The organism is Pseudomonas lijiangensis, from assembly GCF_018968705.1.
GTDB lineage: Bacteria > Pseudomonadota > Gammaproteobacteria > Pseudomonadales > Pseudomonadaceae > Aquipseudomonas > Aquipseudomonas lijiangensis.
This window is the reverse complement of sequence record NZ_CP076668.1, coordinates 4,207,209-4,221,717: the sequence shown is the minus strand read 5'-3', so window position 1 is coordinate 4,221,717 and position 14,509 is coordinate 4,207,209. Positions and strand designations below refer to the sequence as shown.

General features: G+C 57.8%; 12 protein-coding genes. 1 reads left to right on the top strand and 11 read right to left on the bottom strand.

All coding sequences use genetic code 11. The features are described 5' to 3' along the window. Positions 1 to 15: 15 nt before the first annotated feature. The 9 genes from KQP88_RS17480 to KQP88_RS17440 form a co-directional block, all read right to left on the bottom strand. Positions 16 to 1,644 (bottom strand): methyl-accepting chemotaxis protein, encoded by a 1,629-nt coding sequence (locus tag KQP88_RS17480; RefSeq protein ID WP_216703745.1) that lies wholly within the window; start codon positions 1,642 to 1,644, stop codon positions 16 to 18. 27 nt (positions 1,645 to 1,671) lie between these two features. After that, complete coding sequence (locus KQP88_RS17475; RefSeq protein ID WP_216703744.1) at positions 1,672 to 3,744, bottom strand: chemotaxis protein CheA; 2,073 nt, start codon at positions 3,742 to 3,744, stop codon at positions 1,672 to 1,674. A 3-nt stretch (positions 3,745 to 3,747) separates the two neighbouring features. Continuing rightward, complete coding sequence (locus KQP88_RS17470) at positions 3,748 to 4,065, bottom strand: STAS domain-containing protein (protein ID WP_216703743.1); 318 nt, start codon at positions 4,063 to 4,065, stop codon at positions 3,748 to 3,750. Positions 4,066 to 4,069: 4 nt separating this feature from the next. Continuing rightward, the gene (locus KQP88_RS17465; protein ID WP_095067474.1) at positions 4,070 to 4,435 is read right to left on the bottom strand and encodes a response regulator; all 366 of its coding nucleotides are present in this window, start codon (positions 4,433 to 4,435) and stop codon (positions 4,070 to 4,072) included. Positions 4,436 to 4,468: 33 nt separating this feature from the next. Further along, positions 4,469 to 5,560: a methyl-accepting chemotaxis protein gene (locus KQP88_RS17460; protein WP_216703742.1), complete on the bottom strand. Its 1,092-nt coding sequence runs from the start codon at positions 5,558 to 5,560 to the stop codon at positions 4,469 to 4,471. Between the two features lie 507 nt (positions 5,561 to 6,067). Further along, entirely contained in the window at positions 6,068 to 7,246 is a 1,179-nt protein-coding gene (locus KQP88_RS17455) for an acyl-CoA dehydrogenase family protein (RefSeq protein ID WP_216703741.1), read from the bottom strand. Continuing rightward, complete coding sequence (locus KQP88_RS17450) at positions 7,243 to 8,595, bottom strand: LLM class flavin-dependent oxidoreductase (RefSeq protein ID WP_216703740.1); 1,353 nt, start codon at positions 8,593 to 8,595, stop codon at positions 7,243 to 7,245. The genes KQP88_RS17455 and KQP88_RS17450 overlap by 4 nt, the downstream gene beginning before the upstream one ends. A 374-nt stretch (positions 8,596 to 8,969) precedes the next feature. Continuing rightward, complete coding sequence (locus KQP88_RS17445) at positions 8,970 to 10,553, bottom strand: rhodanese-related sulfurtransferase (RefSeq protein ID WP_216703739.1); 1,584 nt, start codon at positions 10,551 to 10,553, stop codon at positions 8,970 to 8,972. Beyond that, on the bottom strand, positions 10,550 to 11,158 hold the full coding sequence (locus KQP88_RS17440) for a cysteine dioxygenase family protein (RefSeq protein ID WP_200992573.1): 609 nt from the start codon (positions 11,156 to 11,158) through the stop codon (positions 10,550 to 10,552). Before KQP88_RS17440 ends, KQP88_RS17445 begins: the two co-directional genes overlap by 4 nt. Before the next feature lie 229 nt (positions 11,159 to 11,387). Here KQP88_RS17440 and KQP88_RS17435 point away from each other — a divergent pair, with 229 nt between their 5' ends. Then, positions 11,388 to 12,293 carry a LysR family transcriptional regulator gene (locus KQP88_RS17435; RefSeq protein WP_216703738.1) on the top strand — a complete coding sequence of 302 codons (906 nt, stop codon included), beginning with the start codon at positions 11,388 to 11,390 and terminating at the stop codon, positions 12,291 to 12,293. Positions 12,294 to 12,353: 60 nt separating this feature from the next. On the opposite strand, the gene KQP88_RS17430 is transcribed toward KQP88_RS17435, so the two are convergent. Together KQP88_RS17430 and KQP88_RS17425 are read right to left on the bottom strand one after the other, a co-directional pair. Beyond that, positions 12,354 to 13,442 (bottom strand): LLM class flavin-dependent oxidoreductase, encoded by a 1,089-nt coding sequence (locus KQP88_RS17430; protein ID WP_216703737.1) that lies wholly within the window; start codon positions 13,440 to 13,442, stop codon positions 12,354 to 12,356. A 180-nt stretch (positions 13,443 to 13,622) separates the two neighbouring features. Continuing rightward, the gene (locus KQP88_RS17425; RefSeq protein WP_216703736.1) at positions 13,623 to 14,321 is read right to left on the bottom strand and encodes a permease; all 699 of its coding nucleotides are present in this window, start codon (positions 14,319 to 14,321) and stop codon (positions 13,623 to 13,625) included. Positions 14,322 to 14,509 lie beyond the last annotated feature (188 nt).

Sequence of the window (14,509 nt, the reverse complement as noted above, 5' to 3'; positions counted from 1 at the left end):
GATCGTACCTCCCTGTCAGTTGAAGCTGACGAACTGGCCTTCGTCGACCTGCGACTTGCCTCTGGACCACGGCGGCGTCGGGCTGCTGTAGTTGTCATTGGCGCGTGACTGAGGTTTCGACGAAGACTGTGCCTCGAAGCGGAAGAAGCCGATCAACTCCTGCAACTGGCCGGCCTGGGCATTCATTTCTTCTGCCGTGGCTGCCAGCTCTTCAGACGCCGAGGCGTTCTGCTGGGTGATCTGGTTCATCTGGCCCATGGCAATATTGATCTGCCCGGCTGCACCGCTCTGCTCCTGGGAGGCCGCGGTGATTTCCTGCACCAGATCAGAGGTCTTCTGAATGTTGGGCACGATCTCGTTGAGCAGGCGCCCGGCCTGTTCGGCCAGTTGTACGCTGCTGGAGGCGACCTGACCGATTTCCTGAGCGGCCACCTGGCTGCGTTCGGCCAGCTTGCGCACTTCGGCTGCGACCACAGCGAAGCCTTTGCCATGATCGCCTGCGCGAGCGGCTTCAATTGCAGCGTTCAGGGCCAGCAGGTTGGTCTGGTAGGCGATGTCGTCGATGATGCTGATCTTGTCGGCAATCTGCTTCATGGCCAGAACCGTGTCGCCTACTGCACCGCCGCCTTGAACGGCGTCATTGGCCGCCTTGCCGGCGATGCCGTCGGTGATCTTGGCGCTTTCGGTGTTCTGGGAAATCGAGGCGGACATCTGCTCCACCGAGGCACTGGTCTGCTCGACGCTGGCGGCCTGTTCGTTGGCGGCCTGACTCAGGGATTGCGAGGTGGAGCTGACCTGCTCCGAAGCCGAGGACAGCGAGTCGGCGGCACTGCGCACATCGCCCAGAATGCTGCGCAGACGCACGGCCATGTTTTGCATGGACGCCAGCAGTTGACCGGTTTCGTCCTTGCTGTTGATTTCAAGGTCCTTGCTCAGATCACCCGCCGCCATGCGGTTGGCGGCTTCCACTGCGCCATTGAGCGGCTTGGTGATGCTGCGGGTGACCAGGACGCCGATCAGCATGCCCAGCAGGGTAGCCAAGGCCACTAGCACAATCATCTGTACGCGGGACTTTTCGGAGATATTACTGATTTCCTGGTTCGACTGCCCGGCACGTTCTTTCTTGTAGTCGACCACGTCTCCCAACATTTCATCGACGACATTACCGCTCGATATGGCTTTTGGCATCAGATCGGTGACTGCACTGGCCTCCTGGAGCTGACCGCTTTGCTGATTCAGTTGCAAGAGCAGCCTGGAAACGTTCTCGTACTCGGTCAGCGGTGCCAGCAGGGCGTCGACTCGGGCCTGACCTTCTTTGGTCACGAAGCTTTCGCGTGACTTGATGATCAGGGCACGGGTCGTTTCCAGTGTGTTGCGGGTGAGTTCGGCCGCTTTGTCACGGCTTTCCGTGGTCGTGGAGAGCAAACTCTGGCGCAGGGAACGTCCTGCCGCAATCAGCTGGATATTCGCTTCCTGCAACTGACTCATGCCCTCGACATCGATTTCGTACATGCGGTCAGAGAGCCTGTTGACCTCCTCCAGATTATGTATGCCCAGCGTGCCGATGGCTGCGGTAAAGACGACGACTATAAGAAAACCGAATGTCAGCCGGACCCCTATCTTCATATTTCGGATGAACTGCATGCTTACATCTCCTGAAGGCTGCAAAAGTTAGTTGGCGCTGGCGACACTGGTTTGACTGGCGCTTTCGACCTGGGCTTGCAAATGGCGAAACAGGCTGGGGATATCCAGAATCAGTGCGACCTGACCGGACCCCAGAATGGTTGAGCCGCTGATACCGCGAAGGTGCTGGAACATCTTGCCCAGAGGCTTGATGACGGTTTGCAGTTCTCCGTGTAGCTGATCGACGATCAGCCCGGCCTGCTGGCGTCCCTGGCTGACCACGACAATGTTGCGACGCCGGGACGGCTCGGCCTTGATGCCGAAGTGACTGTTCAGCGCAATGCACGGCAGAGGTCTGCCTCGCAGGTTCAGATAGCCATAGCCGTTTTCCAGAGGCGGTGCGGTGGCTTCCATGCATTCGGTGACCACATCCAGCGGAATGACAAAGCTGTCCTGGCCCACACTGACCAGAAAACCATCGATGATGGCCAGGGTCAGCGGCAGGCGAATGCGGAAGGTGCAGCCTTCACCGGCAACCGAATCGATTTCGATCGTGCCGCGCAGTTGATCGATGGCGCTGCGCACGACATCCATGCCTACACCGCGTCCCGACAGGTTGGAAACCTGTTCGGCAGTGGAGAAACCGGCCTCGAATATCAGCAGGTGAATATCGCTGTCGCTCAGTTGGGCATCGGGTTCGACCATGCCTTTTGCGATGGCTTTTTCCAGAATGCGCGCAGTATTCAGGCCGCGACCGTCATCGCTGATTTCCAGCACGATCATGCCGGAGTCGTGATAGGCATTGAGGCTCAGATTGCCCTCTGCCGGTTTGCCGACCGCCATACGATCGGCGGCGGATTCGATGCCGTGGTCGATGGCGTTGCGAACCAGGTGGGTCAGCGGATCGGCCACCTTGTCGATCACCGACTTGTCCAGTTCGGTTTCGCCGCCACGAATGGTCAACTGGATTTTCTTGTCCAGTTCCTGGCTGACGTCACGCACCACGCGATGGAAGCGGTTGAAGGTTTCGCCCACTTCGACCATGCGCAGTTTCAGCGCGATTTCACGAATCTGCTCCACGTGTTGCAGCACCGCCTGGGTGCTTTCGATGCTGCCATTGTGACCGCCCAGGCGGGCCTGCATCTGTGCGCCGGCCGTGCTGATGACCAGCTCGCCTACCAGATTGATCAACTCGTCGAGCTTGTTGGCTGCAACCTTGACCATCGTGTTTTCCACGGGGCGACGGTCGCGGTTGGGATTCGCAGCTGCCGCAGGTCTTTCAGGCGCGGCCACAGCCACCGGGGCCAAGGCCTGTACTTGCAGGACTGGAGCTTGTTCGACGACCGGGTACTGCTCGACGAGTGTCACGCTGGCCTCGGGCTCTGAAGCCAGTCGCTCGATCTGCAGGGTGCAGAAGTCCTGAATGAACTCGAAAACGTCTTCGATCTCGCTGGCCTGAGCGCTGCTGCGCAGGGTCAGGTTCAGTTCCAGATAGCAGTCTTCAGGATCAAGACTTCCCAGCTCCGGCAAGGACGGTGTCAGCGTCTGCATGCTGGTGATGGTGCCGAGCTTCTTGAGATAGCGCACGAAGGCTGCCGGGTCGAAACCGTTCTGAAACAGCTCCCTGGCAAATGCGATGGAAACCTGCCAGTCGTGTTCGTCATCGTTGATGACCGCTTCGTTGCTGACTGACGTGGCATCTTCGGTTTCTACGGCTTCATGCCCCTGAGCCTTGGCCAGTGCTGCGAGCAGAGGCGCCTGACGGCTTTCGTTGGCTTCCATCACGCCGTTGTCGGGGTCTACGCTTTCGAGCATGGTGCTCAACTCATCCATGCACTTGAGCATGAGTGAGGTGAGGTCCGAGGTCAGCACCCGCTGCCCGTCGCGCACCGACATCAACAGGCTTTCCAGATGATGGGTGAGGGTGACCAGCGGCGTCAGCGAGAAGATCCCGGCCGAGCCCTTGAGGGTGTGAACGGCACGAAAAAGACCATTGACCGCGTCGTGATCGTCCGGAGTGGTTTCAAGACGCAGCAGGCTGTCTTCGGCATCCTTGAGCAGGTCCCGGCCTTCATCCAGAAAGCCCTGCAATAACTGATTCCACTGTTCGCCACTGAGCATCGGTCAATCCTCGGCCTGAGCCACAGGTTGGAGCACATCCAGAGCCAGCAGCCCGGTCATTTCCATCACGCTGGGCGAAGCTGCACTGACACTGGCTGATGCCCCGCTCAATGACAGTTCGCGCTGCAACGCCAGCAATAGCTGAACACCGGCGCTGTCTATTTCATCGACGCCGCTGAGGTCCAGTTGCCAGGCCTGTGCCTGTGTTGAGATCAAGGGCATGAGCAACTCATGTGCCTGCCTGACTTCGTAGATGGTCAGGTCGCCTTTCACATGCATCAGCGTGGGTGTGTCTTGCGTCCCTTCGGTTATCGAGAACATGGGCTTACCCCAGCAGTTTCTCGACCGCAGCGAGCAACTGCTGAGGCTGAAAAGGTTTGACGATCCAGGCCTTGGCACCCGCGGCCTGGCCTTCTGCTTTCTTGGACTGCTCGCTTTCGGTGGTGAGCATGATGATGGGGGTGAAGCGGTATTCGGGGCGCGCCTTGACCTCTTTGACCAGGCCGATGCCATCGAGATTGGGCATGTTCACGTCACTGATGATCAGGTTGACTTTCTGCCCGGTGAGCTTGCTGAGGGCGTCGCGACCGTCTACAGCCTCGATCACTTGATGCCCTGCGCTGCTCAGGCTCATTCTCACCAGTTGGCGCATCGATGCAGAGTCATCGACGATCAGTACGGTCTTGGCCATGTTAGGAACTCTCGTATAGGGAAAAAGCAGGAATCAGAAAAAAGTGATTTCGCTGGCGGCGGCCTGTGGTCGCCCGTGGCGCTCTTCTTCCGTGGTGAAGCGCTGACGCAGGCGATCCAGCCAGGCGTGCGGGTCATCGAGACTCTCGTCCTGACTGTGCAGGGCGCTGAGCAGTTGTTGCTGGTCGGCCTGGACATGATCGAGCATCTGATCGGCACGATCCTGGAACTGCAGGTTGACCATGATCGAGTGGATGTCGCGCTGGGTATCGCGGGCGTCGCGTTGCAGTGCATGGGACGAATCGGAGAGTTCGTTGAGGTTCTCTCCAAGGCGGGTCATGACCTTGGTGACCGAGTCGTTGAGGAAATCCAGATTGCTACGCTCGCTTTCGCCCAGTTCGGCTGCGGCGGTGATGGTGGACTGGATGGCCTTGTTGATCTCTTCGACTTTGGTGTCCATGCCCTGGCCTGTCTCGGCGGATAGCGAAGAAAGCTTGCGCACTTCATCGGCTACAACCGAGAAACCGCGACCATGTTCCCCTGCACGAGCGGCCTCGATGGCGGCATTGAGGGCCAGAAGGTTGGTCTGGCTGGCGATTTCCTGCACGCGCTTGGCCATGAACTGCAACTGGCTGGCATAGCTGTCGAGTTTGCTGATCGTTGTCGTCAACTCCTGCTGGCGCTGACTGCTGGCGTTGAAGGAGCGGGTCACTTCCTCGAGCCGCTGGTTGGCTTCAAGCAGGCTGGCACCGACACCGCCATTACCCAGAATGTTTTCAGAGTTGTTGAGGCTGCCTTCCAGACGGGTCGCAATATTGCTGAAGCTGTTGAACAGTTCGCTGATATTGGTCTGCAGCAGATCACGGCTCTGGTTGATGCTATCGCTCCAGCTGGGGACGATGGTGTGCAACAGAGCCGGTACGTCGGGTTGGCCTTGGGGCTGGGGCAAGCCTGATCCGGGATTTTCAGACGTGATCTGTGGGGTTGGCGATTTGGCGCGCAAGTGCAGCGCGACGGTAGTGGCCCCAATAATGGCCAGGCCAATGGCTGAAATGGTGTTTTGCCCCAGTATTATTCCGGTGGCACCGACTACGAGCCCAAGCCAAAAACCAATGTAGATAGCCATGCTCGCATCCATTCGATTGTCTTAAAGATAATCGGATAGTAGCGATGGTAAATTGACGTCAATATCGGGATAACCCCTAATCCTTGTTCCGCGATCGGCAGATTCCACGATGAGAGTTTATGGATTTTTAGCTGACCGAATCGTCAGGTAAAAGTCATTTTTTTCAATGCTTTTTGATCGGGGTTGCGCTGTCTCGGATGTGAGTGAATGTTGTGTTTCCTAGGTGAATGGCTTAAGGGTCTATACGTTTTAGCATTTTTTCAAGGCGAACTAATATGAGTTTTAGATAGATTTACTATCGCGATTCGGTAACTAGTGGAGGGTGATTTTCAAAGAGGATGTAAAGGGCGGGGGAAGTAAAGTATTAGTTGCTAAAGGATTGATCGGAGGGGGTTTTAATATTGAATGTTGCTTTTTTATTTTGGTTGGCGCCCTCACGAAGTTACTCATGAAAACGCCTCTCAATTAGAGTGATCATCATCGGAAAAGACGATCTGATGATGTCTTTTATAAAGGCGTGCTGCGCGCAGCGAAAACGGCCTTGCCCACACCCTGAAGGACCGCGTCGTTTTGCGGCGTATGGACCCTCCCGCACAGCACGTTGCGGTAATGCCGTTGCAGCGGATTGCTGCGCGACAGGCCGGGATTGCCCGTCGCTTCAATGGCCAGTTCTACAGCGCGAAGGGCATTGCCGGTTACCAGATATTTGATCTGCGCGGCGTTTTTCGTCGGGACCAGGCCCTGGGCGGCAGACTGCAACAGGTTCTGATTGGCGAACAGCAAGGTATCGATATGCCCCACGGCTTCCTGAAAACGGGGCAGGGTCGACAATGTGGCACCCAGGTTGGACGGCTTGCGCTGTTCCAGCCAGTGCACCAGCCAATCCCTTGCCGAGTGGGCGATACCGTCATAGACCGATGACAGCAGAACCGACATCCACAGCAGGCCCGAGGCGTCGAGCTCCGGTTGTGGCGCACTCCAGCGGCTTACGCTGACCGCATGTTCCAGCGGCACCAGCACATCCTCGAAAATCACTTCATGGCTGCTGGTGGCACGCATCCCCAGGTGGTCCCAGTCTTCGACGATCCTGATGCCGGGCGTGTCCTTGTGTACCAGCCAGGCACCGACCAGCGGATCTTCATCGTCGCTGCGAGCCCAGACGCTGAACCAGGTCAGGCCATGGCTTCCGGTGGAGTAAATCTTGCTGCCGCTGATCCGCCAGCCCTGCGCGGTACGGCGGGCGATGGTAGCTGGCAGACCGCCGCGAGCCGGGGTGCCGAGATCCGGCTCCACCCGCAGGGCATTGATCAGCGCGCCATCCTGCACGGCCTGTTTTGCAATCAGCACACGTAAGTCCTTTGGCCAGCTTTTGCTTTCCTGTAAACGGGAATGCTGGATGTATTGCATGACCAGAATCAGCGCTGTGGAAGGTTCACCCCTGGCAACGGCGCTGACGGCTTGCAGTGCCTGAGCCAGGTCGGCGCCACCGCCGCCCAGGTCTTTGGGTACCGTCAGGCCCAGCAGGCCGTGTTCATGCAGCAGACGAAAGTTGGCGTGAGGAAATTCGCCGCTGACATCGTAGTGCTCTGCGGTTTCGGCCAGTCGGGCGGTGATCTGGGCGAGCCGGGCGGTGAAAGCCTCGGCTGATTCGGCAGCGTTCTGTGGGCGAAGCTGGGAAAGGCTCATGCCACGGCTTCCTCTCTGGCGCTGACGCTCTGGGCGTCTGGCGCATGGCGATTGACCGGCACTGACAGACCAAAGTGCTCGCGCAGGGTGGAACCTGTGTATTCGCTGCGGAACAGACCACGTTGCTGCAACAGCGGTACGACCAGCTCGGTGAAGTACTGCAGGCCGTCGGGCAGCAATGAGTTGATGATGAAGCCATCGGCTGCACCTTGTTCGAACCAGGTCTGCACCGCATCGGCGACCTGATCGGGCGTGCCGACGAAATCGCGACGCGGACGGGAGAAATACAGGGCAACTTCGCGCAGGGTCAGGCCTTCGTCCCTGGCCAGTTGCTTGATCCGGTCCGAACCGCCTTTCTGGCTGTTGGAGCCCAGATCACCCAGCTCGGGGAACGGCTCATCCAGCGGATACTGGCTGAAATCATGATCGTTGAACGGACGGCCCAGCGCCACGATGGCATCTTCGATGGACACCAGTTCCACGGCTTGCTGATAACGGTTTTCGACTTCGGCTTCGTCGCGACCGATGATCGGGCGGATACCCGGCAAGATCGACAGGTCGTCGGGATTACGGCCGAACCCGGCGGCGCGTTTTTTCAGATCCCGGGAATAGGCTTTGGCATCTTCCAGGGTTTCGGCGTGGACAAAGATGGCATCGGAATACTCCGCTGCGAAATTGCGCCCGTCTTCGGAAGTGCCAGCCTGGAACAGTACCGGATGGCCCTGGCGGGAGCGGGAAATATTCAGCGGGCCTTTGACCTGGAAGAACTCGCCCTGATGGTTGAGCGCATGCAGCTTGCTCGGAGTGAAGAATTCGCCGGTCTGCTTGTTGCGGGCGAAGGCGTCGTCCTCCCAGGAATCCCACAGGCCCTTGACCACCGAGACGTGTTCTTTGGCAATGCGATAGCGAACCGCATGGGGCGGGTGCTCGCCCTTGCTGAAGTTGTCGGCAGTGCCGCTGAGCCATGAAGTGACCACGTTCCAGCCGGCGCGACCACCGCTGATATGGTCCAGCGAAGCGAACTGCCGGGCAACCTGGAAGGGTTCGGTGTAGCTGACTGTGACAGTCGCCACCAGTCCGATGTTCTGCGTGGTTGCAGCCAGCGCAGAGAGGATGGTCAGCGGTTCGAAGCGGTTCAGATAATGCGGGCTGGATTTTTCGTGGATATGCAGGCTGTCGGCAATGAACACGAAATCGAATTTCGCGGCTTCAGCCAGTGCAGTCTGCTGTTTGTAGAAACCGAAATTTACGCTGGCATCCGCCAACGCGTCCGGATGGCGCCATTCACCCCATCCATGCCCGACGCCGTGAACCATGGCGCCGAGTTTCAAGTGACGTTGTTTACTCATGTCGAGTGCTCCTGAATGTCGTGGGCTGACGGCTCGGGAGATCAGCAGTCCCTGCCTTGGTGAATGAGCTTCATGGGCTCCGTGGAACTGAAGTTATGCCTATAAGAAACCGGTGTGAAGTATCTTTTGGTTATATGCTAATTATGTAATTAACTGATTTTGTGTTTTTATAATATGCATTATATTGATTTAATGTTGGGCGAAACCCGTTAAGGTCAATGAATCACTTTGTGGGAGGCAGCTTGCTGGCGACTTTGGCGTACAGGCGCAGAATATCTGCCAGTTTCAAGGCCCTCTCGCCAGCAAGCTGCCTCCCACAGGTTTTGTTTGTGCCTTAACTGATCGGCCTTACCCAGAAGCGAATTTATTTGGCATCAAATCACATTGAACCCATGGGTCCCGTCACGCCCCAGTTGCTCGACCAGCCCGAACTCCCAGTCCAGATAAGCCTGCATCGCTTCTCGTGGCGCGTCGGTGCCTTCATACGGGCGGCGATAGCGATCGATGCGCGGCGAAGCCAGGTGACTTTCGCCGTGCTCCAGCGGCAGGCCTGCCTTGATCCAGCTGGCCGTACCGCCGTTGAGCAGGAACACCTGCTTGCCGGTCAGGGCTTCCACTTCGGACACCACCAGTCGAGCCAGACGACTGCTGCCGCAGGTCAGCACATAACGTTCGACGTCTGGCACTTTGGTTAGCGCCTGGGCCAGATCCGCCCGCAATGTCCACCAGGCGCCGGGGATATGCTGCTTCACGTAGTTGGCGCTGGCAGTGAAGTCGAGTACCGCGACCTTGCCATCGGCCTGCCATTGAACCAGGGTTTCAGGGCTGATTTCCTCGACCTGAGGCGGCGCAGGGAAGGGCGCATCCCAGTCACCCGTTTCGCTGAAGTCTGCCGCTTGCAGATCATCGATCACGAACACTTCCCAACCCAGTTGGGCCAGCCAGGAAGCCGACATGTTGGCGCGCACGCCGTCATCGTCTACCAGAACCAGGCGTGCGCCCCGTACGCTGGCGAAGTGATCGGTTTCCTGCACCAGCTGTCCGCCGGGTGTTGAGCGGGCCGAAGGCAGATGACCCTTGGCAAACTCTTCCGGGGTGCGCACATCGAACAGATAGGTGGTGCGCGAAGCATCGGCCTGCCAGCGTTGCAGGTCGTCGCGGCTGGCGCGCTGCACGCCAGCCTTGTCGGCGACCTTTCGCGCATCGGCACTGGCCACTTCACGGGTGTCTTCACTGACTGCCGCGAAGCGACGTGCCTGACCGTGATCCAGTGTCTGACCGGCCAGCAGCCAGCCGATGGTGCCGTTGCGCAATGCATGGATGCGGTTGGGAAGGCCCGCGTTGACCAGTGACTGAGTCCCGATGATGCTGCGGGTGCGTCCGGCGCAATTGACGATGATCCGGGTATCGGGATCGGGCGCCAGTTCCCGTGCGCGCAGCACCAGTTCGGCACCCGGTACGCTGATCCCGCTGGGGATGCTCATGGTCTGGTATTCGTCATAGCGGCGGGCGTCCAGCACCACCACATCAGCCTTGGCGTCGAGCAGCGCCTTGACCTCTTCGGCCGACAGGGAAGGCGTGTTGCGATGATGCTCCACCAGCTCGCCAAAGGCCTTGCTGGGCACATTGACGTCGATAAACAGTTCCCCGCCCGCATCGCGCCAGCCCTGCAGGCCGCCTTCAAGCAGCTTCACATCGCTGTAGCCAAGATCCTGCAAGCGTTGCTGGGCAATCGGGGCCAGGCCTTCGCCGTTGTCATAAAGGGTGATGGCAGTGTCGCGGCGCGGAATGCGCGAGAACACTTCCAGCTCCAGCTTCGACAGCGGAATATTGGCTGCAAACAGCGGATGTGCTTCAGCGAACGGTGCTTCTTCGCGCACATCCACCAACGCGGTTTCCCGGCGCTCCAGCAGCGCCTGGCGAATGTCGGCAAAGGTTCGGGTCGATTGTGTGGTCATTGGGCTTTGCTCTCTTTTGACAGGTCCCAGATATTCGGGAGAAAGGCGTTGGAATAACCGGAAATGAACAGTTTTTCGCTGCCGTCCGGCTCATAGACGGCCCGCTTTACCGCGCCGATGTTGGCGCCGTAGACATGAATGCTGATCGACACCTGGTCGCTGAAGGCATTGCTGACCTGATGCACATCGTTGCTGCGTGGCGAGAGGGCTTCCACATGGCCTGGCTCCAGCCGAATCGCCGGACCTTCGCGCTCCAGGCGTCCATCGGGGCTGCGAACGAAGCCCTGTGAATATTCGGCACCTCGCAGCATGCCGATCAGGCCCCAGACCCGATGGTCATGAATGGGCGTACTCTGGCCCGGTCCCCAGACGAAACTGACAATCGAGAAACGCTGACGGGAGTCGGCATGCAGAAGAAATTGCTGATAGCGGGTCGGATCGGGTATCGCGAATTCGTCAGGCAGCCAGTCGTCATGGCTCACCAGTTGTGAAAGCAGCTTGCCGCCGCGATACAGGAGATCGCCTTCGCGGGGGTTACCGTCGATGAGCTCGGCCAGTGCACCGATAAAGGCCCTGAGTCGTTCCGGGTGTCGAGTCTGTGTCATATCCATTCCAGGGCGAGTTGATGCCTGAATGGATGTAAACATAATGTGGAATCTTAATATGCTATTTTTTTATGATGAGGTTATAACGAAAAGCTCTTTAATGCTTTTTTGGGCGTGGAGCGATTCCCTGATGAAATCGCTCTGGTTGCCGGATGGCAGCTATTCAGAATCCTGAAATCCCACTATGCTTTTTGCCTATGTTCTTTTTATATTTTTATGTGCGGTCCGAATGAAAATTGATGATATCGATGCTTTCGTTGCAGTGATCCGTTGCCAGTCGATCAGCCATGCGGCGGATTCGCTGGATCTGACTCAGCCCGCAATTACCCGTCGGGTACAGAATTTCGAGCAGGCGCTGGGTGTCGAGTTGTTCGACCGTAATACCAAGCCGCTCAAACCCACGCCCATAGGCATGCAGGTTTATCAGAAGTGTCTGGCGATACTGCGGGAAATGGATTCACTTCGTGAGCTTGTAGCCAGTGATACTCCGCCCAGCGGTTTGTTGCGCCTGGGCGTGCCCCAGACTATCGGCGATGTGGTGCTGCTAGATGCCCTCAAACAATTGCGTGGCGAATTCCCGGACCTGCGCGCCCAGGTGGTGACCGGCTGGGGCAGCAACCTGATCGGCAAGATCGAGAATGGTGAACTGGATGCTGCTGCAGCGCTGTTTCCGGCAGGCAAGATCTTCCCGGAAAACATCATCGGGCAGTCCATCGGCAAAGTGGAACTGGTGGTGGTATGCGCCAAAAGCGCCGTCACGAAGAAGCCCGGCAAGCTGGCTGACTGTTATGAACAGGGATGGGTACTCAACCCGGACGGCTGCGGATTCCGTGCGGGGCTGCAGCGCACCTTGTCCGATCAGGGCCTGAACCTGAAGGTCAATCTGGAAACCTTCGGCACCGAACTGCAACTGGGTCTGGTTGCCGATGGCATGGGGCTGGGCCTGGTGCCACGTCCCTTGCTGGAGCGCAGTGCGCATCGCGAGCAACTGGCGGTTCTGCCGCTCAAGGACTTCAAGCCGGTGATGGACCTGTGGCTGGTCTACCCGCGCTTCCTTGGCAACCTGCAAGGGCCGGTGGAGTCGTTCGGTGGTCTGGTGGCAAGGTCGTTGAAGCAGGAGCAGGCTGCGGCGTGAGGGCTCGCGAATGACCCCTTCACACAGTCTGTGTGGGAGGGGTCTTGGCCGCGACGGCTATCAGGCAACCCTTTCCCGAGCCTGACGCTCACGCTCTGCAACCAGCTCACGGGTCAGCGGGATCAGTTTCTTGCCGTAATCGATCGCATCGTCCAGCGGGTCGAAACCCCGGATCAGGAACGTGGTGATCCCAAGGTCGTAATAGTCCAGCAGCGCCTCAGCGACCTGCTCCGGTGTCCCGACCAGCGAAGTGGAATTACCCTGGGCCCCTAGAAGGCCTGCAATGCCGGTCCAAAGACGCTTGTCCAGACGCGCACCCTGAGCCGCCGCAGCCAGCAGGCGACGTGAGCCTTCATTCGGCGGTTCGCGGCGCACGAAGCCATTGCTCTGGGCCAGGGCCGTGGCTCTTTCCAGAATACTGTCGGCCCGCGCCCAGGCTTTCTCTTCGGTCTCTGCCAGAATCGGTCGCAATGACAGGCTGAAGCGAATGGTACGGCCATGCTTTGCCGCTTCGGCGCGAACCTGTTTGACGACATCACGCACCTGCTCATAAGTCTCGCCCCACAGCGCATAGACATCGGCATGCTTGCCCGCAACGGCAATGGCGGCGTCCGACGAGCCGCCGAAGTACAGCGGGATATGCGGCTGCTGTGGCGATTTGACCTGCGAATGAGCGCCTTCGAACTGGTAGTAAGTGCCTTGATGATCGAACGGCTTGTCGCTGGTCCACTCCTGGCGCACCACACTCAGGTATTCATCGCTGCGGGCGTAGCGTTCGTCTTTGCCGATATGGCTGCCATCGGCGCGCAGCTCCTTGTCATCCCCGCCGGTGATGATATGCACGGCGGTGCGTCCTCCATTGAAGACATCCAGCGTCGCGAACTGACGTGCAGCCACGGTCGGGGAAATGAAACCCGGACGATGGGCAATCAAGAACTTGAGTCTGGTCGTGACGCTGGCGGCATGAGCTGCGACGAAAGCACTGTCAGGGCTATTGGAGTGATACGCCACCAGCGCCCGGTCGAAGCCTGCCTCTTCATGAGCCCTGGCGACCTTCTCCACGTAATCGGGCTGGATGGTCGGGCCGCTGCGGGGATGGATTTCAGAACCGGGTTGGGTCGCGATATAGCCGATGAATTCGATGCTCATGACAACTCCTGCCAATGGTTGAGGTCCGTTCGACCTTGTCCAGAGCACCTTAAAGTGCGGCAGCATCCTCTGTGAAATTCGATTTTGGTCTAAGTTAATTATAAAAAATATGCATCATTATTCTTTTTAATAATCAGTTTGGTGAAGGTTTTGTCTGAGCGACACGCAACGTAAATCCTTTCACCATTCCCAGTCTTTTTCAGTGAACTCAGCCGTGGGCGGCAGGGCAGAATGCAGGAATTGCAGGTACTGCTCGAACAGGACCTTGGTGGGGAAACGCGCTTCAAATCCCAGTGTGGTGTCCGTGCGATGGGTGATGATCATGGAGCGTTTCCGATCCACCGTGACAAAGTTGTACTCGTTCCAGGGCAGGCTTTCCTCGTTGTGAGTCGGGTTCTCCCAATTCAGCAAAGTACGCGCTGCCCCGATTGAAATGGCGGCTGGGCCAAGCAGGAAGAGCAGCGAGCCGGTGGCGAGCGCGACGCCGAGAAAGAGCAGGATGGTGAAAATGGCGATGCCTTTGAAGAGCGGGCCTGCGAAGTCTGGGTAGTGAAGGAAGTGTTCGACGGAGCCTGATTGGGTTTTTATGTGGTAGTTGAAGATGGTTTTTTGCCTTATTACAAGCATGATCATATAAGTTAAAGACGCAACTGACACGCAAATAAAACTTATAAAAAATCCCGCGCTTTCAGTTATTGCATCCCACATTAACCATGCAAAGTAAGTAAAAAGTGCAAAAGCCCCGACCATGAAAGAGACTTGAAATCTCATAAATTCCTTTGGCGGGCAATCGATTGTTTTGACACTCCACATCATGACAGAAGCATCGGTGCAGGAAGTTTGGTTCTGCTCTGTACGGCAGGTTGTCACATGAGTCATACGATTTCTTATTCCGGAAGCGCAAGGGTCAGCGCGTGGGCACGGCTGTATTTATTGATTTCAAGGTCCGTAACAGTTGAGCCGTCGACCGTCATGTTTCCTTCCGGGCTTAGCTCTATCTGATACAGATAGCTTTGAGCTTGTTCACCCGAGACACCGACCGCCTTCGGGTACCAGATTTGCAGCTC

Excerpts from the sequence above, each read along its gene's own strand:
- KQP88_RS17430 (WP_216703737.1), bottom strand. The coding sequence starts at position 13,442 with ATGAGCATCGAATTCATCGGCTATATCGCGACCCAACCCGGTTCTGAA.
- KQP88_RS17425 (WP_216703736.1), bottom strand. The coding sequence starts at position 14,321 with ATGACTCATGTGACAACCTGCCGTACAGAGCAGAACCAAACTTCCTGC.
- KQP88_RS17465 (WP_095067474.1), bottom strand. The coding sequence starts at position 4,435 with ATGGCCAAGACCGTACTGATCGTCGATGACTCTGCATCGATGCGCCAA.
- KQP88_RS17470 (WP_216703743.1), bottom strand. The coding sequence starts at position 4,065 with ATGTTCTCGATAACCGAAGGGACGCAAGACACACCCACGCTGATGCAT.
- KQP88_RS17440 (WP_200992573.1), bottom strand. The coding sequence starts at position 11,158 with ATGACACAGACTCGACACCCGGAACGACTCAGGGCCTTTATCGGTGCA.
- KQP88_RS17450 (WP_216703740.1), bottom strand. The coding sequence starts at position 8,595 with ATGAGTAAACAACGTCACTTGAAACTCGGCGCCATGGTTCACGGCGTC.
- KQP88_RS17480 (WP_216703745.1), bottom strand. The coding sequence starts at position 1,644 with ATGCAGTTCATCCGAAATATGAAGATAGGGGTCCGGCTGACATTCGGT.
- KQP88_RS17475 (WP_216703744.1), bottom strand. The coding sequence starts at position 3,744 with ATGCTCAGTGGCGAACAGTGGAATCAGTTATTGCAGGGCTTTCTGGAT.
- KQP88_RS17455 (WP_216703741.1), bottom strand. The coding sequence starts at position 7,246 with ATGAGCCTTTCCCAGCTTCGCCCACAGAACGCTGCCGAATCAGCCGAG.
- KQP88_RS17445 (WP_216703739.1), bottom strand. The coding sequence starts at position 10,553 with ATGACCACACAATCGACCCGAACCTTTGCCGACATTCGCCAGGCGCTG.
- KQP88_RS17435 (WP_216703738.1), top strand. The coding sequence starts at position 11,388 with ATGAAAATTGATGATATCGATGCTTTCGTTGCAGTGATCCGTTGCCAG.
- KQP88_RS17460 (WP_216703742.1), bottom strand. The coding sequence starts at position 5,560 with ATGGCTATCTACATTGGTTTTTGGCTTGGGCTCGTAGTCGGTGCCACC.